The 20502-nt window shown below is 69.1% G+C and carries 13 protein-coding genes and 1 CRISPR repeat array; of the genes, 5 read left to right on the top strand and 8 right to left on the bottom strand.

What is annotated here, in order from left to right; translation table 11 throughout:
• The 6 genes from cas5e to V6U77_RS10365 are packed head-to-tail and all read right to left on the bottom strand — an operon-like array spanning nt 1 to nt 9216.
• On the bottom strand, nt 1-702 hold the full coding sequence (gene cas5e / locus V6U77_RS10340) for a type I-E CRISPR-associated protein Cas5/CasD (RefSeq protein ID WP_311411338.1): 702 nt from the start codon (nt 700-702) through the stop codon (nt 1-3).
• The gene (cas7e, locus tag V6U77_RS10345) at nt 699-1823 is read right to left on the bottom strand and encodes a type I-E CRISPR-associated protein Cas7/Cse4/CasC (RefSeq protein WP_334606041.1); all 1125 of its coding nucleotides are present in this window, start codon (nt 1821-1823) and stop codon (nt 699-701) included. The genes cas5e and cas7e overlap by 4 nt, the downstream gene beginning before the upstream one ends.
• A complete protein-coding gene (gene casB / locus V6U77_RS10350) occupies nt 1820-2494 on the bottom strand; it encodes a type I-E CRISPR-associated protein Cse2/CasB (RefSeq protein ID WP_334606042.1) in 675 nt (224 codons plus the stop codon). The genes cas7e and casB overlap by 4 nt, the downstream gene beginning before the upstream one ends.
• Nucleotides 2491-4152 carry a type I-E CRISPR-associated protein Cse1/CasA gene (gene casA / locus V6U77_RS10355; RefSeq protein WP_334606043.1) on the bottom strand — a complete coding sequence of 554 codons (1662 nt, stop codon included), beginning with the start codon at nt 4150-4152 and terminating at the stop codon, nt 2491-2493. The genes casB and casA overlap by 4 nt, the downstream gene beginning before the upstream one ends.
• 37 nt (nt 4153-4189) lie before the next feature.
• On the bottom strand, nt 4190-7033 hold the full coding sequence (gene cas3, locus V6U77_RS10360; protein ID WP_334606044.1) for a CRISPR-associated helicase Cas3': 2844 nt from the start codon (nt 7031-7033) through the stop codon (nt 4190-4192).
• On the bottom strand, nt 7030-9216 hold the full coding sequence (locus tag V6U77_RS10365; RefSeq protein WP_334606045.1) for a UvrD-helicase domain-containing protein: 2187 nt from the start codon (nt 9214-9216) through the stop codon (nt 7030-7032). The genes cas3 and V6U77_RS10365 overlap by 4 nt, the downstream gene beginning before the upstream one ends.
• Before the next feature lie 350 nt (nt 9217-9566).
• On the opposite strand from V6U77_RS10365, the gene V6U77_RS10370 reads away from it, so the two are divergent.
• Complete coding sequence (locus V6U77_RS10370) at nt 9567-10799, top strand: serine/threonine-protein kinase (protein WP_334606046.1); 1233 nt, start codon at nt 9567-9569, stop codon at nt 10797-10799.
• On the opposite strand, the gene V6U77_RS10375 is transcribed toward V6U77_RS10370, so the two are convergent.
• Nucleotides 10738-11352 carry a hypothetical protein gene (locus V6U77_RS10375; protein WP_334606047.1) on the bottom strand — a complete coding sequence of 205 codons (615 nt, stop codon included), beginning with the start codon at nt 11350-11352 and terminating at the stop codon, nt 10738-10740. The genes V6U77_RS10370 and V6U77_RS10375 overlap by 62 nt on opposite strands.
• Before the next feature lie 398 nt (nt 11353-11750).
• On the opposite strand from V6U77_RS10375, the gene V6U77_RS10380 reads away from it, so the two are divergent.
• Together V6U77_RS10380 and V6U77_RS10385 are read left to right on the top strand one after the other, a co-directional pair.
• Complete coding sequence (locus V6U77_RS10380) at nt 11751-13847, top strand: N-6 DNA methylase (RefSeq protein WP_334606048.1); 2097 nt, start codon at nt 11751-11753, stop codon at nt 13845-13847.
• Nucleotides 13848-14380: 533 nt separating this feature from the next.
• Nucleotides 14381-17035: direct repeats of the CRISPR family, unit length 28 nt; unit sequence CTGCTCCCCGCGCACGCGGGGGTGGTCC.
• Nucleotides 17036-17359: 324 nt separating this feature from the next.
• Nucleotides 17360-18334: a DUF4268 domain-containing protein gene (locus V6U77_RS10385; protein ID WP_334606049.1), complete on the top strand. Its 975-nt coding sequence runs from the start codon at nt 17360-17362 to the stop codon at nt 18332-18334.
• A 161-nt stretch (nt 18335-18495) separates the two neighbouring features.
• Here the strand turns inward: V6U77_RS10385 and V6U77_RS10390 are convergent, their stop codons facing one another.
• Nucleotides 18496-18681: a helix-turn-helix transcriptional regulator gene (locus V6U77_RS10390; RefSeq protein ID WP_374208803.1), complete on the bottom strand. Its 186-nt coding sequence runs from the start codon at nt 18679-18681 to the stop codon at nt 18496-18498.
• Nucleotides 18682-18999: 318 nt separating this feature from the next.
• Here V6U77_RS10390 and V6U77_RS10395 point away from each other — a divergent pair, with 318 nt between their 5' ends.
• Both V6U77_RS10395 and V6U77_RS10400 read left to right on the top strand, forming a co-directional pair.
• Nucleotides 19000-19143, top strand: coding sequence for a hypothetical protein (locus V6U77_RS10395; RefSeq protein WP_250100137.1), 144 nt, complete (start codon nt 19000-19002; stop codon nt 19141-19143).
• A gap of 74 nt (nt 19144-19217) precedes the next feature.
• The gene (locus tag V6U77_RS10400; protein WP_442934406.1) at nt 19218-20330 is read left to right on the top strand and encodes a helix-turn-helix domain-containing protein; all 1113 of its coding nucleotides are present in this window, start codon (nt 19218-19220) and stop codon (nt 20328-20330) included.
• Nucleotides 20331-20502: the final 172 nt, after the last annotated feature.

Here is a 20502-nt window from a genome sequence, read left to right on the forward strand (position 1 = left end):
TCAGCCTCCCAGCAGGCTCAGCGGGTCGTGCTCGGCAACGCCGGCCCGCTCCGCGAGGTCGTTGGTGACGTCAACGTGCCGGCGCAGCACCGACCGCCAGGTGTGCTGCCGATGCGCGGGATCAAAGCTGACCGGCTCGTCCGGCAGGGTCTCCGTGACCGGCTCGCCGGGCCGGGCGTCGCGGATGATCTCCAACCGGACCGTGCGGGCCGCTTTGCGGCGGTGCCACTCGGCGGCGAGCCACGGCCACGACGTCAGGGCGTCATCGACAGTGCCTTCGTGTACGCCGAGGCTGATCGGGAGGGCCGGCGGGCACGAGCGGCGACCGAGATAGAGCGGAAACCGGGGCCGTTTGAGTGCCTCCATCAGACCGTGCAGAAGCTCCTGCTCACCGCTGACGGCGGCGAGAAAGGCGGCGTCGGAGAGGTAGAAGCGGTAGGTGAGCGGCGCGCTGTCGCGCCCGTCGAGAGAACGGGCGGTCTGGAAGTCCCGCAGGATCTGCCCGGGCTGGTCCAGCCGTACCCCGAACTCCAGGCCCAGCAACTCGGTAAGCGGCTCAGTGCGTCGGACGCCCTTGGCGGCGGCGAGCAGGCCGATCACTCCGCTCTTGGTCGGCGCGACCTCGGTGCCCCGGCGAGCAAACCGGCTGGACGACCCCCACGACTGGAGCGGGCCAGCCAGCCTCAACAACAACACACTCATGCTGGCTGTCCGAGCGCCACAGCGACCTGCTCTCCCACTCCGGTGACCAACTCGCTGAAGCTGACCGCCTTGCCGAGGTCGGCCAGCACCGCGGTCTTGTCACCGACCTGGGTGACCCAGCTGCCGACCGGCCGCTCGCCGAACGCGTTCTCGACGGCCGTGGTGTGCTTCGCCAGTGCTGCTGCGGCCAGTTCGATCCGCCCGGCCGCGTGCGTCTCCCGCACGGGCGTCTCGAACGCCCCGACCAGGTTGATCGCTTGCGTGTCACGCAGCCGCACCAGCACCGCGTCGGGCAACGTACGGTGGGCGAACGTGTTCTGCTTGCCAGTCGGCATGCTACGCGCGAACGCCGTCAGGAACGCCTCGACCGCAGCTCGGGTCGCGCCCGCGTCGCCGAGGGTGCGGTGCAGCGCGTCCACGTCGACGGTCGCGTACCGGTACAGGGTGGACGAGTTGAATTCGATGGTGCCGATCATGCCCGCGCCGGTCTCGGCGGCGTCCGCCTTGCGGTCGTCGACGGCGGTGAAGTAGTCGAACTCGTTGTCGACGGCGTGCACGCTGATGGCGTGGGCCACCTGGCATGCGGCGTCGACGTTGATGTCTGTCATGTCGGCCACCATCCGGCCGAACATCGCGATGTCGACTGAGTGATCGGTGTTGGCCAGTGCCTTGAACCGGTTCTTGTCGAGAGTGGTGCCGGCTCGGGAGGCTTCCAGTGCTGCGGCGGCGAGGTTGTCCACCTGCCGGTGGCTCAGGAACATGAGGTAACCGGACTCGACGTCCTTCACCTCGCTCTTCTTCTTGTCCGCCTTGGCGAGGCCGGCCGCCACGAAGACCTCGGCGGCCAGCGTGGAGGCGGCCTCGTCGGACAGGCTGGGGTCGAGGGCCTTGATCCGCGCCGCGAGGGACTCGCCCACGCGCTTGGTTCGTTCGCCGAGCTGGGAGCGGTCGAGCAGGCCTGCGAACGCTAGCCGGATTGCGCGCTTCCATGCCTGGCTGGACACCCGCGCACGCCGTACACCGCCGTAGACGGCGGTTTTGGGTGAGCCGGTGTCGTCTCGGTTGAGGTTGCTCGGTGGCACCGTCTGCAGCGCGTAGACGTCAATGATGGTGCGGCTCATGACCGGTTCTCCTCGTGGGTGTCGGTGGTGGGGGTCTCAACGTCAGTGCTGGGCCGGCTGCGGAAGAACTCGCGGCCCCAGATGGCCTGGACCTGGGGCCGACCGGTGGGCAGGCGCAGGGTCTGCAGGTCGTCGGCGAGCAGGCCGTAGTCGAGTGGGATCTGCGGTTCACGCAGCATCGTGATCAGGCTGCGCAGGTGGTAAATGCCCTCGTGGTAGGTGCTGGCAGTGCCGAGCGCGGCGAACCGGCGCCGTACACCGTCTGGCCCAGCCGACACGCGGACGAGCTCAGCCAGAGCCTGGCCAAGCCCTCGTCCATCCACGTGCATCCGTTCCCGGCGCGACTGCTGATGCAACGCGTACAGGGTCACCGCGTCGTGCATGGCGTACTCGGCGTCGGTGGCAACGGCATCGTCTGCCGGCCGGTAGCCCAGCAGGTCTTCCGGGACCTGCAGGTAGCGCTCGAGCGTGTAGTCGAAGCCTGGTGCCCGGCCGATGCCGCGCCGCAGCCGGGCAAGTGCGCTGACCGCCTCCGGTTGGGGCGCCTCACGCAACAGCCGCACCTGCAGGGCACTGACCGTTCGTGCTACATGTTCGCCGAGGCCTCTGCGACGGCGTGCCCACGGTTTACGTGTCGGGGCGTCCGGCCGGCTGGTCTCTGCCACTGTCATGCTGCCTCCTCCTGCCTCTGGTGCTCGAGTTCAGCCGCCATCGGCAGCGCCTTGGCCAGGCCAAGGCGGAACCACGCCTCCGCCTGCGAGCTCGAGAAATGCACATCCCTCCCGGCGCGATCGACGCCAGGCCGGCCGGCCCAGGCCGCCGGTCCGGCAGCGGCGACCATTTCACTGCCCAGCCGTTTCACGGCCCTCCGCACCAAGCGCTGCCACGAGGCTCGCTCGGCCACCGGATCGCTGTCCGGTCCGAGCCGCGCCAGCCAGTCCCGAAACGCGCGATCCAACAGGGCGTACGCGCGTTCAGCCGCGCGTTCGGCATCGCCGCTGTCGATGTCCCGGCTGCCAGCGGCGCGTACCAGGTTGTCTGCGAGCCGGCGCAGCACCCTCACTGCGGACTCGGCGTCGCCGGCAGCGTCGACAGCCGCCGCACGCAGAGCGGAGTCTTCGACCAGCAGCAGCACGTTCATGGTCAGCGCGTCGCTGAACACCTCGTCGACGACCGCCTGCTGCGTGCCGTAGGTGACGCTGGTGGCGCGCGTTCGGGCCTGAAAGTCCGGCCCGACAACCCCGGTGACGGTCAGCCGGGCCAGCCACTGCACCACCATCGGCGACAGCCGCTGTGGCGCCTCGGTGCCGGGAGGCGGCGGCGCCGGCAGTAGGGTCTGCAGCCCTCGCCACAGTGCCCGGCTGTGGTCGTGCGGCCGGGGCAGGTAGATCGGGGTCCGCTTCTGCTCACGCTCGCGTGGCCCGCTGCGTCCCCAGAGGCTCATCGGCTCCAACAGGTGTCGATCCTGCCACTCCAACCGATCACCGTTGGAGATCATGGCGCCGGTGACGCCACCCGCATCGCCGAACAGCCGGATCCGTCGTGACTGCCAGGTGTAAAGACTCAGCAGCCCGTGCGGGCCGCGTGCCGAGTTTGCCTCTTCGACGGCCGTATGCGGCTCGCGCTCCCACACCGGCAGGTCCCGCTCGTCGGATACCTGCCAGCCGGGCGCGATCGGCACCAGATTGAGCAGCAACGTCTCCAACAGGGTGGCGCCCTCGATGTGAACACCGCCCAAAGCCCCGAGCGACGCCACCCCGATGGGATAGCCCCGCCCACCTTTGACCCGCGGGTCTCCGACCGCCCCCGTCTTGATTCCGGAGGGGTCGTACGCCTGGCAGTGCACCAACCAGCGGGCCGCCTCGGCCAGCGAGATCGACTCCATGCCCTGTCCGGCGCGCGTCGTCAGGAACGGCATACCGTTCGGCACGTCGGCGATGAGGCGCTCAAGTCCGTACGTGTTGTTCTTGGCCGCCCGCAGATCGGCAACCTGGTAGAACGGGTGCTCCGGGTGCAGCAGGTCGAACCGGTCGCGGAAGACGCCGAGGTATTCGGTAATGTCGGTGACCGGCAGCCGCCGGTCCCGCCACAGTGCCCGCCAAGCGGCCTCGCCCGGTGGGCCGCCGGTCGTCCGGTGCAGGATCACCAAGGCGAGCCGCAGGATCGCGAACGTCTGCGTGGGCAGCTCACAGGCAATCATGCGGACGTCGCCGGCCTGTTCGAACAGGCCGAGCAGCGACACGTCCCGTCGCTGTCCCTCGGCGTCCAGTACCGGAATCCACGCCTCGTCTACCAGCGAAAATCCGGCTGGGTGCGGTAGGCCGCTCACTGGCAGCACCTCCTTTGCGTCTGCGATCGAAGGGAACTCAGGTGTTGGCACGGGTAACGCGCAGCCCTTCCTCCGGGTGGTAGTGCAGGTCGAAGCCGGCCACCGTGGCGGTCCCGTCGGGGTCGATGTCAAGCACTAGCTCGCCGGCCAGCCAGTGACTGTCCTGCCAGGCGCTGAGGTCGGTACGCCGTTCCAGCTCGGCGATCACCTCATCGATCACGTCCGTGGCAGTCATCGCGCGCGGCAGTGGCAGCGTGCAGCGCGCGATCCACCGAGGCAGTGGCCAACGCGGGAGGCTGCTGGTCGGCACCGACACTCCCCCACCATCGATCCACGGCGGCAGGACCAAGCCGTCCGGTGTCCGTACCAGCAGCAGGACCTCGAGGGACTCCGCGTCGGTGTCGCGGACGTGGCCCAGCGCCGCGCGGTCGTCGGCGTTGCCGACGCCGCCGGAGAGCCAGCCGATCAGTGGCACCCCGGCCTCGGCGACGCCTGCCAGGCGAAAGCCGTCAGCTTTCAGTTCCTTGGTGGTGATCTCGTCCCGCTGTTTGGCCTCTGCTTCAGTCATCGCGGGTTGCCACGACGGTGGGCCGATTTCCGCGTCGCCGTAGGCGGCCTGGGTGATCGGCGCGATGTCGGAGGGAAGCCGCAGTGGTGTGCCGTCCAGGTGCGGCAGCAACACCGCTGCGCTGCGCAGCAGCGTGGCCGGCTGGTAGACGCGGCGCGAACCAGTTACCGGTTGCGGTGGCTCTGTGGTCCAGTCGGCGCCGCTGATCCAGCAGGTCGGGGTAGCGAGCCTGGCGGGACGGTCGCCGCGCGCATGACGATGTAGCCGGCCGATGCGTTGCAGCACCAGGTCGACCGGGGCCAGGTCCGTGACGAGCAGGTCGAAGTCGATATCGAGGGACTGCTCGGCGACCTGGCTGGCGACCACCACGTGACGAGGCGGCCGGTTGCCACTGCCGGGCGGGCCGAACGTGTCACGTAGCCAGCGGTCCTTCGCCGCGCGGTCGACAGCCATGAACCGGGAGTGCGCCACCGACACGGGGATGTCCGGCCCGAGGGCCGCCCGCAGCGCGGCTGCCGTCTCCTGGACCCGCGCCACGGTGTTACGGACCACCAGCGCACAGCCCCCGTTAGCCAGCTGGTCGCGCAGCAGTTCCACCAGCGTGGGCAAATCGTCGGCCAGGCGCCGCAGCTTCACTTCGACGCCTCGACCGGAGTCGGCGCAGCTGCTCGCGGTGGCGCCGCGATCGGCGGTCGAGACGGTGACCAGGGGGTATCTCAGGTCGGTACGCAGCGGTGCGTACGGGTCGACCCGCGGCTTGCCGCGGTCACGCCAGGTGAGCGCAGGCACGGGTCCGAGCCGGCCGATGTCGTACGCCGCCATCAGTTCGGCCCGCCGGCGTGCCGGCAGTGTCGCGGAGAGCACAATGGCTGGGACGCCGTACGCGCCGAGCCACTCCAACGCCCGGTCGAGAAAGCGACCCATGTAGACGTCGTAGGCATGCGCCTCGTCGATGACGACGATCTTGCCGGCGAGGCCGAGGTGACGCAGCACCAGATGTTTGCCCCGTAGCGCCGCGAACAGCAACTGGTCGATGGTCCCCACGACGAAGCTGGACAACAGTGTTCGCTTGGGTCCAGCGAGCCAGACGTGCACGCCGATGTCGGTACCGCCGTCGTCCTCGGCGATGCCGCTCGGCAGCGATGTCGTCCGCAGCCGGTCGTAGTCGGCATTGAGTGCGGCCTTGCCGTGTGCCAGCCGTACGTCGCGGTCGCCTCGGCCGACCTGAGCATCGGGCAGCCTACGCAGCCAGGACAGCATCCGGTTGAACATGGCGTCGCTGGTGGCTCGGGTGGGCAACGCGAGGTAGCAGCCGGATGCCCCAGTACGGCGGGCCAGCACCTCCACCGCTGCCAGCGCGGCCTCGGTCTTGCCTTCGCCCATTGCCGCCTCGACGATCATCATCCCGGGCGCTGGCATGGTCGCGGCCAGCCCGGCAACGGTGCGCTGCACCGGTCGCGGCACCGCGGCGGCGGGTAGCTCGAACCGCGCCCCGAACAGCTCGCCCACGCCCACCGGCGGCGCGGCAGGCCGCCACGGGACCGGCAGGTCCAGCAGCTCCCAGCCGGCCGTAAGTCGGTCCGCGTCCGTGCTGTCCAGGATGTACGGGAAGAACTCCTCGTTGCTCGCGATCCAGTCGGCGACGATGACGAGGCCGGTGAGGGCGGCCTGTACGGGCTGCGACAGCGGTGCGTCGCTCCACTCGATGAGCCGCTCGCCTGCGCCCGACCGCTCTGCCATCCAGTTCAGCAGTTCGTGCTGCACCTGCCGCCAGTCCGGGTCGCCAAGCAGGTGTGGACGCACCTGTACGTCGCGAAGGCCTTCGTCGGTCGGTGGGACACCGTGGTGGCCCCCGACGATGACCGCGTACGAGTGAGGGTCGGTCCAGTGCTGCTGCTGTAACCAGTCCGCCAGCACGAGGTGCCCGGCGGTGGCGTGGGGGGCGTACTTGCGGTCGGCGCGGATCAGGTCCCGGTGATAGCCGAGCCCGTGGTCGCGCATCCGCTCCGCCAGCGCGTACGCCTGGCAGGCGAAGGCGGGCGTGGCCTTGCCGATGTCGTGCACCCCAGCGGTCCAGACGGCCAAGGTGCGGGCGTCCGCGTCGCCACCGGGCAGTTCGTCAGCGATGCGTTGGCGGACTGCCGGGCTCAGCCAGTGCTCCCAGAGCCGTCCGGCCACGTCGGCGGTGTCGGCAAGGTGCCGCCACAGCGGCAGCCAACCTACTGGTGAGGTGCCTTTACGGTCTGTCTTGCCCCAGACGGAGCGTGCCGCGTCGCCCAGTTTCGGGCCGCCAGCACTGGCGCGGGCGTTCATCGACGCACCGGCAGGAGCGGGCTGGGCGTGCCGCTGTGCGACAGGTAGAGCACGTCGCGGGCGCGGGTCAGGGCGACGAACAGAAGGCAGCGCTCACGCTGCAGGTCCTGCCTGTGGGCGTGCGGGTCCTCTGCCGCCGAGGTGAGCGCATGTGGCGCCGGCAAGACCCCTGCGTCCAGCCCGACCACGGCGAGACATTGGAACTCCAGGCCCTTCATGCGGTGCATGGTGGCCACGCGCACTCCGTCGGTGCCTCTCTTGTCGTCGGCCACGGGAATGTGGGCCTCGGTCAAGATCCTCGTGAGGGTGTGGACGAGCTGTCCGGTGCGGGCGGCCACGCCGACGGCGTGCGGTTCCACACCCTGTTCAAGCCAGGTCCCCACTCGCTCGATCAGCGCCTCGTGCTCTGCGTCGCGGCTGTTTTGAGCGACAAGTTCGGGGACGCCACCGCGGGTGATCGAACGGTAGCCCCGCAGTGTGTCGTCCTGGTCGTCGAGGCCGATGGCGGCGTCGCCGTTGAGGACCTTCACCGACAGGTCGAGGATCTCGTGGGTGGTCCGGTAGTTCACGGTGAGCCTGCGGGTGCGGCCACGCACCTGAATGCCCAGCTGAGTTAGCGACACATGGTTGTCGTAGATGCGCTGGTACGGATCGGCGAGTAGGAACATGTCGTTCGGTCCGGGTGCGACGAGCGCACGCAGCAGCCGCCACTGCGCCGGATGCAGGTCCTGGCCCTCGTCGACGATGACATGTCGGTAAGGGGCGGGTGAGTGGCGCGCGATCGTTGCCGCGTCATCGGCGAGCTGGGTGTGGGTACGTAGGCGCCGCTTCGTCAGCTCCCGCTCCGCTGCGCTGATCGCGGCCCACACCTGTTCGCGTTGTGCGGCGCGCAGGCCCTCGCCACGGCCCTTGCGGGGGGCATCGCGATATGCCTCCAGGGAAGTCAACTGTTGAGCCAGCACCACCTGCTCCCACTCCCGTTTCAGGAAGGCGCTGCTGACCGTGGTGACTTGGCCAGCGCGGTTCAGATAGGTGGGACCGGCCTTCGCGGCTGCCTCCCACAGGCGGTCGAGGACCTCGCTTTCGGCGACCGCGACCTTCTTGCCGCGGGCGACGATCTCGTAGGCCAGCTTGTCGACACTGATCACATCGATGCGCGCCCGCACGGCCGGCTCGGTCGCCAGCCGGTGCAGCTGCCTGGCGAGGGAGTCGGCGAGGGCACGGGTGAACGTGGTCAGCAGGACTTTCTCGCCGTCCGGCAAGCGCTTGGCGAGGAACACCGCCCGGTGCAGGCCGGTAACCGTCTTTCCCGTTCCGGCGCTGCCGGTCACCAGGGCGGGACCGCTGTAGGTTTCGCGGTAGGCGACGTCACGTTGCGTCGGGTGCAGGAAGGTCCGCCACACGTCGAACGGGTGGGCGAGGATGGCGGCGAGTTCCACCGGACCCGAGACGAAGGCGATCCGCTCGGGCGTACGCCGCGCCGCGGTCAAGAGGTCCTCGGTGTCCACGCCCGACACGACCCGGTCAGCTATCTCCGCCCAGACCTCCTGCACCGGCAGTCCGCTGGCCAGCCCGCGTAGGACGTCGAGCTGCATCTCGGGCAGGCGCCCGTCGAGACTGTCCAACTGCTGGTCCGTGCCGATGATCCGCAGCAGCGGAATCAGGTCCTCGTCCACGCCGAGCCGTACGAACTCGGCAGTCGAGACGTGGTCGAACAGTCGGTCGCTCGGCGAGGCTGACGGCTCCGTACGAGCAAACTCCTCGATGCCTGCCTGGTCGCGCATCTCCAACACGCCGAGTGCGTGGTTGACGGTGAACCGGCGACTGACCGCGAAGGCAATGGCGTCGTCGTGCGGTAGGACATCGAGCAGCGCGTACTTCTGCTGACCGAGGGAGAGCACGATCCCGCGGTAGAACTGGTCGATGCGGATGGTGCGGATGTTCGGGTCCCGTGCGCCGGTCAGCTTCTCCAGGTGCAGGCCCGCGTGGGTGTGTTCGGCGAACTTGCTGATGGCGGCATCTACGGCGCGCTGCACCCGACGTTGCAGCTTGGCGTAGGCGGGAAGAAACTCCCGGCCGATGGCCAGCTCAGCCATACGATCCCCCGTCGTCACAGCGCCCGAGAGGACAGGGCGCACAGCCTGCACCGCCATCAGCCGATCAGGGATGGCGGTGTTGGTCACGCAATAGAAGGCGGCGCAGTCAGACCCGAGCCACGCCGTCCACAGTGAATCACTTGTGAACCATGCTTGCAAGGATTTCCGCGTGATCTGTCTTCACTATGACAGTTCGCCATCGACGGAGCCTGTTCACGGCGGACAGGCTGGACGACGCCTGCGCCTCATGGTGCTGCCGTCGCCTGCGACCAACACGATCAGAGCAAGCATGTGGCGGATCGGCCGTCGGGATGTCTCGCCGGGAACCTGATGTGCGTGGTTGCCGGCGATGGACAGTTATGCTGAGTCCCGTGGTAGCGGGCACGGACCTCAAAGACCGGTACAGAGTAGGCCGGTTCCCGTTTCCGCATAAGGGCATGGGTGAGGTCTGGCCCGCTCAGGACACCCTGCTCGACCGTCCCGTCATCGTGAAGTTCGTCAGCGCCGCCGCGATGAACATCGACTTGGCGCGCCGATTCCGCCGCGAAGCGCTGCTGACCGCCCGGCTGGATCACCCTGGCGTTCCCGCCGTCTACGACCTCGGCGAGCAGGACGGCCAACCCTATGTCGTCCTACAGAAGATCAACGGAGTCACTCTCGCAGACCTGGTCGCCGAACAGGGGCGGCTACCGATCGGCTGGGTTGCCGCCATCGGGGCCCAGGTCAGCAGCATCCTGCTCGCCGCACAGCAGATCGGCCTGGTACACCGAGACATCAAGCCGAGCAACGTCATGCTGGACAGAAACGGCGCCGTGAAGGTGCTCGACTTCGGTCTGGCCGTCATCCGCGACGACGAACGCTATTCGCGGATCACCCAGACCGAACAAAGCCTGGGCACGGTCGGCTACATGGCTCCCGAACAGATCTTCGGAGACGCCGTCGACCACCGCACTGACCTGTACGGCTTGGGCGCCACGCTGTTCGACCTGCTCACCGGCCACCCGCCGTTCGACGGTGTCACCACCACCACGACGCTGCGGCACCAGATGGACGACCCTCCACCGCACCCCACTGACCTGCGGCCGGACGTCCCAGCCGTGCTCGACGATTTGATTCACACGATGCTGGCGATCCACCCGCACGACCGGCCGGACACTGCTGCCGAGGTCTACGCCGCGCTGGCTCCCCTCGCCCAGGATTTACCGCCGATCCCAGGCGTGGCCGATGACCTCACTGGGTCAGTGCCGGCATACGCCGCGATCATCGGGCGAGTGCCACAGCAAGCTCGCCCGGTAGTGACGTCGACGATCGGCCCCCTCGAATTCGACGTGGAACAGGCCTCGAAACAGGCGGAACAACTGCAGGCCGCCGGCGAATTCCGAGCTGCCGCCCGGCAGTGGCGGCAGCTCGCCGATCATCACGCGCGGAGCCACGGCGATAGTCACCCTCTGGTATTCGACCTCCGCCTGCGCGCCGCCCGCGCCCACGTGCCGCTCGGCGAGCACGACCGTGCCCTGCGCCAGCTCAAAAGCCTGATGCACAGCCGCGCCCAGGTGGACGGACCGGAACACTTCGCGGTGGTGGAACTGCGTCAAGAGATCGAACGACTCAGCAAGGAACGGCCTTCGCCACGCGAGCGCGCACGACACGTACCAGACGTGGATCACTGAACAACCGAGGCAACAGCACCGCCTTCTGCGCAGGGAAGCGACCGCCCCGATAGTGGAAGATCTGGGCGCAGTTCTGGCCACGCGTTTCGGTTGCCAGAGCGCGACGCGCCAGCGGCGAGTACATGCTGCTGTGCTTCAACCAGGCCGCCTCCTCGCCGTGCCGGTCGAACCCGCGGCCGCTGCCCACGTGCCCGAACACGTCGTGGACCGCACGGAACATGTCGTTCTCGCCGTCACTGAGATACGGGTGCGGGTTACCGCTGGCCGCGCTGGCCCATACCTTCAGCTGACGGTGCCGCACATCGTCGACCATCGAGTCGACCTCCTCGTACGGGTCCTCGTCCACCACCCGCACCGTCACGCCCAGGCCACCGAACTCGACCCGGCCCACCATGAAGTGATACTGCCGCACGGTCTCCCGGCAGAACGCGGCGTAGGCGGCAAAGGCACGCTCCTCGCTGGGCGGCGCGGCCATGTAGGCGTCAGCGATGGCAGCACCGACGACGGGGTCAAGGCGCACTCGCGCATACGCCTGGACCGGCGTGGCATCCATCGATTCGGGCCGATACCGCCGCGCACCGCCACACACGTATGCGACCGGAGCAAAGGTTGGAGACTGGGCGGTTGACAGCGCAGTTGCGAGCAAGGGTGTTCATGGTCCTCCTTCGGTCGTCGATTGGTTGAGGGTCGGGTCAGCAGGCCACGGGGCTCGCCTGCGTGTCTTGCGTTCTTGGCTCCACACGGGGCGCCGCGTGCTGTTCACGACGCAGCACCTCCCCGAGCACCCGGATCTCAGACACCCGACGGTCCTGGTAGAACTTCGCGAACTTTCCGACGGTGGTGCTGCGCCCACGACGTGGCATGACTCCTCCAAGGACTCGGATCGACACTGCCGACGTTAGCGCCTGTGAACAGGCTACACAAGAGCGATTTCCGTGGTAGCGTTCACGCGTGACGAGAGAGTCGAGCACGGCCCCTAGCGAGGCCACCCTGACAGCCAGCGGCATCGCGCGGCTGGCCAATGTCGGCAGGGCCGCGGTAAGTAACTGGCGTCGCCGGTACGCAGACTTCCCCACCCCCGTAGGCGGCACCCCGACCAGCCCGTCATTCGATGCCCGGGCGGTAGAGCAATGGCTCCACCAGCACGGTCGGCTACACCAAGCCGGCACCGAGCAGTGGGCCTGGAGACACATCGAGAGCTACCAACCCGCAGCGCAAATCAGCGACGCACTCAACATCACCGGCGCATACCTACTCGTCCGCTCCGAACAGACCGAGCCCACTGGCGACAGCCTGCTCACCCCACGTCAGCTCGTCACCCACCTACGCACGCTCGACCCCGGCCTAGCCGAGATGGTCGGCGAGTTACTGCCCAATCAGTGGACCCCCCAGCTCGCCACCCTGCTACACACGGCCAACCAGCTCAGCTCGGAGCAGGACCCGGAGTCCGCCTTCGAATACCTGCACAGCCAGTACGTGGCCTCGGCCCACTCGCTCTCCGGGCTCGCCGGCACACCAGACAGCGTCGCCGACATAATGCTGACCGTCGCCGGCTCCGGGGCCCGCACCTTCGACTTCACCAGCGGCACCGGATCGATCCTGCGGATGGCCGCCGACCGGGCCCTACAGAGCGCGAGCGTCACAAGGTGCTACGCGCAGGAGATCAAGCCGCAGTACGCCCTGATAACTCTGCTGCGACTCTGGTTCGTGCATCTGCGCGCCCAACGCGCTGGCCATCCCACGGAGCCTCCCATCGTGCACGTCGGCGACAGCCTGCTCGCTGACGCCATGCCCAACCTGCGAGCCGACGTCGTCGTGGCCAACTTCCCGTTCGGCATTCATGACTGGGGTCACGACCGCCTCGCCTACGATCCTCGCTGGACCTACGGCCTACCCCCGCGCACCGAACCCGAACTCGCCTGGGTACAGCACGCCCTGGCCCACCTCTCCCCCGGCGGCACCGCCGTCGTGCTCATGCCCCCCGCCGCCGCGTCGCGTCCAGCCGGCCGCCGCGTCCGCGCCGAACTGATCCGCCACGGAGCGCTCCGCGGGGTCATCGCTCTCCCCGCCGGCCTGATGCCACCGACCGGCATCGGACTGCACGTCTGGGTACTCACCCAGCCCGACCCGCAGCAGCCACACGCCGGCGACCTGCTCGTGGTCGACACCACTGCCGCATCGACGACACGAAGCCTCTCCGACACAGTCGGAGAGGCTTGGCGTGCCTACCTATCCGATGACTACGCCCAAGTGCCCGGCGTCCACCGCGCGGTACCCGCCATCGAAGTGCTCGACGACCAGGTCGACCTGACCCCGCAACGCTACCTGCCGCAGGCCAGCAACCTCACCGCCGACCCAGCCCAGATCATCGCCAGGATCAGCGACTTCGACCAACTCCTCAACCACATACGACAGGCCCTGCCCGCAGTACGACAGGCGCAGACCGCACCGCTACACGCCGCTCCCCAAGCCGACGTTGCCGACCTGATCCGGTCTGGCAGCTTCTCCGTGCAACGCGCAACTTCGCGTACTCGATCAACCAGCGCAACCACCACCGCCACGACCCTGACCGCCACTGATGTCCTGTCCGGCGGCCCCGCAACCGGCTCGACGGCCCGCGCCGCGAACGACGCCCCAGGACCGCAGGTACGCACCAACGACATCCTCATCCCCATCATCGGCAACAAGATCAGCGCCCGGGTCGCCACTCCTGAACAAGTCGGAGCCGAACTAGGGCCGGGCGTTCAGCTGTTACGCGTCGACACGACCTGTTTCGATCCGTGGTTCGTCGCTGGCGTCATCTCCCATACAGACAACCTGCGTATCGCCGGTCGAGCCTCCAGCACCGCCAACAGCGCCCTACGCATCGACATCAAGCGACTCGCCATCCCCGTGCTGCCGTTGGACCAGCAGCAGGCATACGGACAGGCCTTCTGCCGACTCATCGAGTTCAGCACCGCCCTTGACCGGGCAGCGATGACCGGAGCCGCGTTAGCCCGCGAGATCAGCGATGGCCTCACCGCAGGCGCCCTCGACCTCCCAGCCTGAACAGCCATGCCGAGTGAGCCGTCGCCTCGACATGCCCGCAGCAGGAGACCGACGTACCTCTAATGCAGCGGGACACGGACCCCTGGCAAGCAGCTCCTCGCCGTGTTGGGTGACTGCTCCCCAGGCATACGGATGACCTCGAACGCGCGAATGCACGCACCGTCGGCGGTGAACACGTCCGCTTACTCGCCGCCTCAGCCGTTCCGTGCTGACCGCGCCCGCCTGATCGGCTCCGTCCCCCGAGCGGTAGCCAATGGGTGATCGAGAAGAGATGTATGACCACGACCGGTCACTCGTACGCTCCCTCTGAGCTGCTGCTCATCAGCCACAGCCGGATGCGTGCAGCGCTGTACGACCTCGAGCCTGCGGCTCCGACGTCACCGAGGCAAACTCGCCCCAGCGCCCTGGTCGCACGCCCGCTACGCTGCACTTAGGGTCTCGTCGATTCAGCCTCCATTTCCGAAGGGACGATCTTGCGGGCCAAAGCGAAGAAAAACCGCCCTGTTGATCTTTAGCGCCGCAGGTCAGCAAGTCTGCTCCCCGCGCACGCGGGGGTGATCCGTACCAGTCGATCTACCGGACCGTGGCGACCGCCTGCTCCCCGCGCACGCGGGGGTGATCCGGCACGGCCGGTCGTCCCGGCGCCCGAGTTGACCTGCTCCCCGCGCACGCGGGGGTGATCCTCACCGTGCCGGCGCCGGGCACCTCGTGCGGGACTGCTCCCCGCGCACGCGGGGGTGATCCGCCGAGGGCGGCGACGATGGCGCGGAACTTGTCCTGCTCCCCGCGCACGCGGGGGTGATCCGGACCGCCGCATCAGCATCAAGGAGATCGAGCGCTGCTCCCCGCGCACGCGGGGGTGATCCCGCCACCGGCCGCGACGGCGTGACCGTGTTCCGCTGCTCCCCGCGCACGCGGGGGTGATCCGACGGAGGTCATCCACGGCGGCCTGCCGATGGACTGCTCCCCGCGCACGCGGGGGTGATCCCGACTGCGCCCTCCCTGCTGCCTCACGGCGGCGGCTGCTCCCCGCGCACGCGGGGGTGATCCCGCGTTGAGCCGGGCCGTGCGGAAGCCGGTGCCCTGCTCCCCGCGCACGCGGGGGTGATCCGCGGTTCGTGCCCGCGACCCTCGGCGCGGTTGCCTGCTCCCCGCGCACGCGGGGGTGATCCCTTGCCGTCGTCGAGGAACTCGGTCCACGTCGTCTGCTCCCCGCGCACGCGGGGGTGATCCCGGGATCACCCGGGCGAAAGAGGCCGCGGACAACTGCTCCCCGCGCACGCGGGGGTGATCCCGGAGGTGACCGGTGATGGTCAGGGCTGTTCCGCTGCTCCCCGCGCACGCGGGGGTGATCCCGCCTGGTCTTCCTCGAACTCTCCCCAGGGGTCCTGCTCCCCGCGCACGCGGGGGTGATCCGGGGGGCCACCGAGGCCGAGATCGCCCGGGTTCCTGCTCCCCGCGCACGCGGGGGTGATCCGGTGGCCGCCCAGGTGTCGAAGTCGGTGGTGCCCTGCTCCCCGCGCACGCGGGGGTGATCCTGGGCGGATGGACTAACGACGCGGTAGACGGAACTGCTCCCCGCGCACGCGGGGGTGATCCTGACCATGCCGGCACCCGTGGGCGCCCGCGTCTCTGCTCCCCGCGCACGCGGGGGTGATCCGCGGACCGCCGAGGGGCTCGTCGTGCCCCGGCTCTGCTCCCCGCGCACGCGGGGGTGATCCCACCCAGCTCCGGCCGCTCCGGCGTTACGTCGTCTGCTCCCCGCGCACGCGGGGGTGATCCTCCATCCTCGGCTACCGGCCTGTTCTTCGACGTCTGCTCCCCGCGCACGCGGGGGTGATCCGCTCACGCAGGACAAGGCCGTCACCGCCATCTACTGCTCCCCGCGCACGCGGGGGTGATCCGCGTTGCCGATCGCCAAACCCCAAGCGTCGTGGCTGCTCCCCGCGCACGCGGGGGTGATCCCGCTGCGAAGTCGTGGACGCCGACCGTGGCGAACTGCTCCCCGCGCACGCGGGGGTGATCCCTCGACGGTGCTCGCCTCCACCTGCGCGCGCAGCTGCTCCCCGCGCACGCGGGGGTGATCCGGCCCGCGTCCAGTCCAACCCGGTGCAGTTCAAGCTGCTCCCCGCGCACACGGGGGTGATCCGGCCCGCGTCCAGTCCAACCCGGTGCAGTTCAAGCTGCTCCCCGCGCACGCGGGGGTGATCCCTGCGCCCCCACCCCCTACGTGACCGGAAACGCCTGCTCCCCGCGCACGTGGGGGTGATCCCCAAGAGCGCGGCACCAAGCCCTTCGACGCGATCTGCTCCCCGCGCACGCGGGGGTGATCCGCAGGCACCATCGTGACGCCGTCCGACGCCGCCCTGCTCCCCGCGCACGCGGGGGTGATCCCGCCAACGACGTCGGCCCGATCATCAAGGCGGCCTGCTCCCCGCGCACGCGGGGGTGATCCATAGCAGCGTTTTACGCGCTCGCCCCGTTTTATCTGCTCCCCGCGCACGCGGGGGTGATCCGCGGGCGATGCTCGGTCCCGGCGTCGTCTGCGCCTGCTCCCCGCGCACGCGGGGGTGATCCCACGCCTTCCGGGCTGTCCTTGCGCTTGTAGAGCTGCTCCCCGCGCACGCGGGGGTGATCCCATCGCCATGGGCGGCCCGGTGGACCGGGTGCGCTGCTCCCCGCGCACGTGGGGGTGATCCCCGGGCGGGACCGAAGCGGTCAGGTCAGCCGCGCTGCTCCCCGCGCACGCGGGGGGTGATCCTGGGGTCTGCGCTCGCAGGGCGTGCTGAAGGGCTGCTCCCCGCGCACGCGGGGGTGATCCGATCTCCTCCGGCGACATCCCAGCCCGCAGGGGCTGCTCCCCGCGCACGCGGGGGTGGTCCTCCGATGTGCAGCTGCCCGACCAAGCCGGGTGGCTGCTCCCCGCGCATGCGGGGGTGGTCCCAGCGGCAGGTCGTTGAGCCCGTCCCCCACCGCCTGCTCCCCGCGCACGCGGGGGTGGTCCCGTACGTACCAACCTGGACACACGGCCCCGTCGCTGCTCCCCGCGCACGCGGGGGTGGTCCTGGTCAGGGCGACCGGCGGGTTGTAGCGGTCCGCTGCTTCCCGCGCACGCGGGGGGTGGTCCGTCCATGTCGTCTTCCAGGATCGGCGTCCCGCCATGCTCCCCGCGCACGCGGGGGTGGTCCGGCTCGGTGATGTACGGGTGAGCAGGGGAATGTCTGCTCCCCGCGCACGCCGCCGGCTTCATTCGATGTCAGCAAGGCCGTTCACTCCGTTCGGGCGGTGGTGCAACATTCGGTTCCTGGTCTCGGTCCGCCGCGCGCCACCACGACGATCCGCTGGTCGCCGAGGCGGCGGATCGCCTCTCGGACGTACGCCTGCTGGACATCCTCGCCTGGATGCCCGATCGAGAGGCTTCATCGGCCTCGTGACGGTCGACCCTGCGATGCCATCGCCAAGAAGCGGACTTGGGACGTCAGGATGGGCCTCAAGCCGATACGGTCGGCGATATGACCTTTGTAGACGCCAGCGAGGGACTGCCCACGCTCGGCAAGCTCGAACTGCTCGACGTGCGGCAAGTCTGGAAGCACGAGGCGCACACCTTCACGCCGTGGTTGCTGGCGAACGCGGACGTGCTCGGCGAACTGCTCGGCATGGACCTGGTGCTGTCGTCAGCCGAGCACCCGGTGGGCGGATTCTCGCTGGATTTGATTGGTGTCGATGAGGCAACGAACGAAACGGTAATCATCGAGAACCAGCTGACGAGGACGGACCACGGCCATCTGGGGCAGTTGCTGACCTACGCCGGTGGGACGGATCCGGTCAACGTGGTGTGGATCGCGACCGAGTTCCGTGAAGAGCATAGGGCCGCGTTGGACTGGCTCAACACCCGCACGGACGAGACCACGCGGTTCTTCGGAATCGAGATCAGCGCGGTACGCATCGGCGAGTCGGCGCCGGCGCCCCTCATGCGCCTGGTCGTGCAGCCGAACGACTGGGGCAAGAAGGTCAAGGCGATCGCCAAGGGCGACACTGCGGCGAGCGATCGAGCGTTGGCCTACCAGGAGTTCTGGACGAGATTCCTGGAGGCGGTCCATGACCGCAAGCTCGGGTGGACGACGTCGGTCAAGGGCTCGCCGCAGAACTGGCAGCCCCTGCCCGCCGGCATGAGCGGCATCTCGTACGCGTGCACGTTCAGCCGGTCGGGGCTGTCGAGCGAGATCTTCTTTCAAGACCCCGATCCCGCGGTCAACGACGCGCGTTTCGCCGCCGCCCGCGCCAAGCTAGAGCCGACTTTCGGAAACACCCTGTCGTACGAACCGCTGCAGGGCAGGAAGGGTTGCCGCATCGCGCAGTACCGGGAAGGAGGCATCGGGAACAGTGAGGACTGGGCCGAGTACGTGACCTGGTTCATCGAGGCTCAGACGCGACTTCGCACGGCGATGACCGACGCTGGCGGCCTGGCCTCGCTCATCAGTCAATAGCAATGCACCCCGTCTGGCGAGGCGCTCGGCCAGGAGGCGCCGCGCCCTCAGGTCACAGCACCCCTGCATCGTCGCCCGGTCGCCCGGTGCCTTCACCGCACTGCCGGACGGCTAGACAGCAGCTGCAGCGGTAGGCCGATGCTATTGACGGGCCTCGGCCGTCAGTCTTCGTCCGTGGGTCGAGGTTGTCGGTACTTGGCGATCCAGTCCTCGATGTCCTCGGCCAACCACACCTTCATCCCCCGTAGCTCCTGGTAAGGCTTCGGGAAGGTGGGGTACCGGGCAAGCTGCTGGAACCGTTGCCGCGAGACGTTGAGACGCTGCGCGATCTCGTAAGGCCCCATCAAGCGGCCTGGCCCACGGTCCACACCTTCGAACGTAGGCAGTTCCGCTCTATCCTTTTGGCTATTGCCGGTTGACTAGCCCGACGGGGGGATGCGATCCTGAAGGCGTGACGCAATACCTCTTATACCGGGATCATCCACCTCTCATTTCTCCTTGCGAGCCATCCAACGGAGGCACCTCGACGCCGGTGCTGTCACGGCGACGCGTCACCCGTACCCGATGCGGCTCTGATGGCCCTGCACCGGCAATGCAGATGAGCGGTCGCGCTCACGCGCCAGCGGTGTGTTCGGCGTGCGGACCTTGCGGGAGGTGAGGATCCCGTGGTTGTCGAGGCGGTGATGATGGTGGTTGGCGCCGTACTGCTGGGGTTTCTGGCGGGGTTGTTCGCGTTCAAGGTGAAGTCACGGTGGTGTCCGCGCTGCGGTGAGTCCACCGACGCCACTCCCCCGGCGGTGCGGCGGTGAACGGCCCCGGCCGGCGGGAGCGTCGTGAGCTGCCGATAGGCCGGCGGGTCGCGCAACTACGGGTCCGCCGTGGGATGAGCCAGCAGGTCTTCGCCGACCGGATCGGCAAGTCGAAAAGCTGGGTCGACAAGGTCGAACGCGGCGTACGCAACCTCGATCGGCTGTCGGTAATCGAAACTGTCGCCGGAGTCCTCGGGGTCGCCACCGGCGCCCTGGTCGGCCGCAACGCCCACCAGGCCACGGCCACCGAGGTGGCTGCCGCCGTGGAACGAATCCGGGAGGCGCTGGCCCGTTACGACACCCCCGCCACCAGCACCAGCCTGGCCGACCTTGACCGGCAGGTCGCCTACGCGCACACCGCCTACCACCATGCCCAGTACCCCCAGGTGCTGCGGATCCTGCCCGACCTGCTCGCCAACGCTCGCCAGATCGCGGCCGGCGTGCCCGCGCCCACCCCGGACCTTCTGGTACGGGTATACCGCCTCGCCGCCCAGGTCCTGGTCAAGCTCGGCGAACCCGACCTGGCCTGGCTCGCCGCCGACCGGGCGATGACCACCGCCAGCGGCGACCCGCGGCGTACCGCCGTCGCCGTGGTCGGCCTCGCGCAGGCACTACGCGCCCTGCAACGTGGCCGCCTGGCCATGGCCGTCACCATGACCGCCGTGGAACAACTCGGCCCGGCGCAGTCCCCCGACGACCCACCGGAGCAAGCCGCCCTCACCGGAACCCTGCTGATCGAGGCCGCCCTCGCCGCCGCCACCTACGGCGACGCCACCACCGCCAGCAGCCTCACCGACCGGGCCGCCTGCCTGGCCAGCGACCACGGCCACGACGGCGGCTTCGGGCCGGTCGTGGTCGACCTCGCCCGCGCGCTGATTGCCACCTGCCTCGGCGACAACGACCTGGCCATCGCCACCCATCTCCGCGCCACCCACACCGACGCCTGGCACCGGCTCCCCGCCGAGCACCGCGCCGGCCACCTCATCGACATCACCCGCGCCCAACTCGCCCTCGGCGACCACCACGGTGCCGGACGTGCCCTGCTTACCGCCGACCACATCGCCCCCGCGGAAACCCGCCTCCGCCCCGCCGCCCGCGCCGCGCTGACCGCCGTGCTCCGCGCCGGCCCCACCCCCGCCGACGTCACCCGCCTCGCCGCCACCATCGGCCTGGCCCGCCAGCCCTGACACCGCGCGAGAACGAGGTGGTGGACCTGACTACCGGCCAGATGGCCAGCGTGGCACGACGCGATCCGGCCCCGGTGCATGAGGCGCTGCCCACCGTGCTGCCCTGGGTGCACTCTCTGCCGCCGAATTCATCGCCACGGCTGAGGTAGCCGCCGCAGTGATAGGCGGGAAG

The sequence above is a fragment of the Micromonospora sp. CPCC 205546 genome, assembly GCF_036902715.1.
In the GTDB taxonomy this organism is placed as follows: domain Bacteria; phylum Actinomycetota; class Actinomycetes; order Mycobacteriales; family Micromonosporaceae; genus Micromonospora.

Excerpts from the sequence above, each read along its gene's own strand:
- V6U77_RS10370 (WP_334606046.1), top strand. The coding sequence starts at position 9,567 with ATGGGTGAGGTCTGGCCCGCTCAGGACACCCTGCTCGACCGTCCCGTC.
- cas3 (WP_334606044.1), bottom strand. The coding sequence starts at position 7,033 with ATGAACGCCCGCGCCAGTGCTGGCGGCCCGAAACTGGGCGACGCGGCA.
- V6U77_RS10385 (WP_334606049.1), top strand. The coding sequence starts at position 17,360 with ATGACCTTTGTAGACGCCAGCGAGGGACTGCCCACGCTCGGCAAGCTC.
- V6U77_RS10375 (WP_334606047.1), bottom strand. The coding sequence starts at position 11,352 with ATGGATGCCACGCCGGTCCAGGCGTATGCGCGAGTGCGCCTTGACCCC.
- cas5e (WP_311411338.1), bottom strand. The coding sequence starts at position 702 with ATGAGTGTGTTGTTGTTGAGGCTGGCTGGCCCGCTCCAGTCGTGGGGG.
- V6U77_RS10400 (WP_442934406.1), top strand. The coding sequence starts at position 19,218 with ATGAGCCAGCAGGTCTTCGCCGACCGGATCGGCAAGTCGAAAAGCTGG.
- casB (WP_334606042.1), bottom strand. The coding sequence starts at position 2,494 with ATGACAGTGGCAGAGACCAGCCGGCCGGACGCCCCGACACGTAAACCG.
- cas7e (WP_334606041.1), bottom strand. The coding sequence starts at position 1,823 with ATGAGCCGCACCATCATTGACGTCTACGCGCTGCAGACGGTGCCACCG.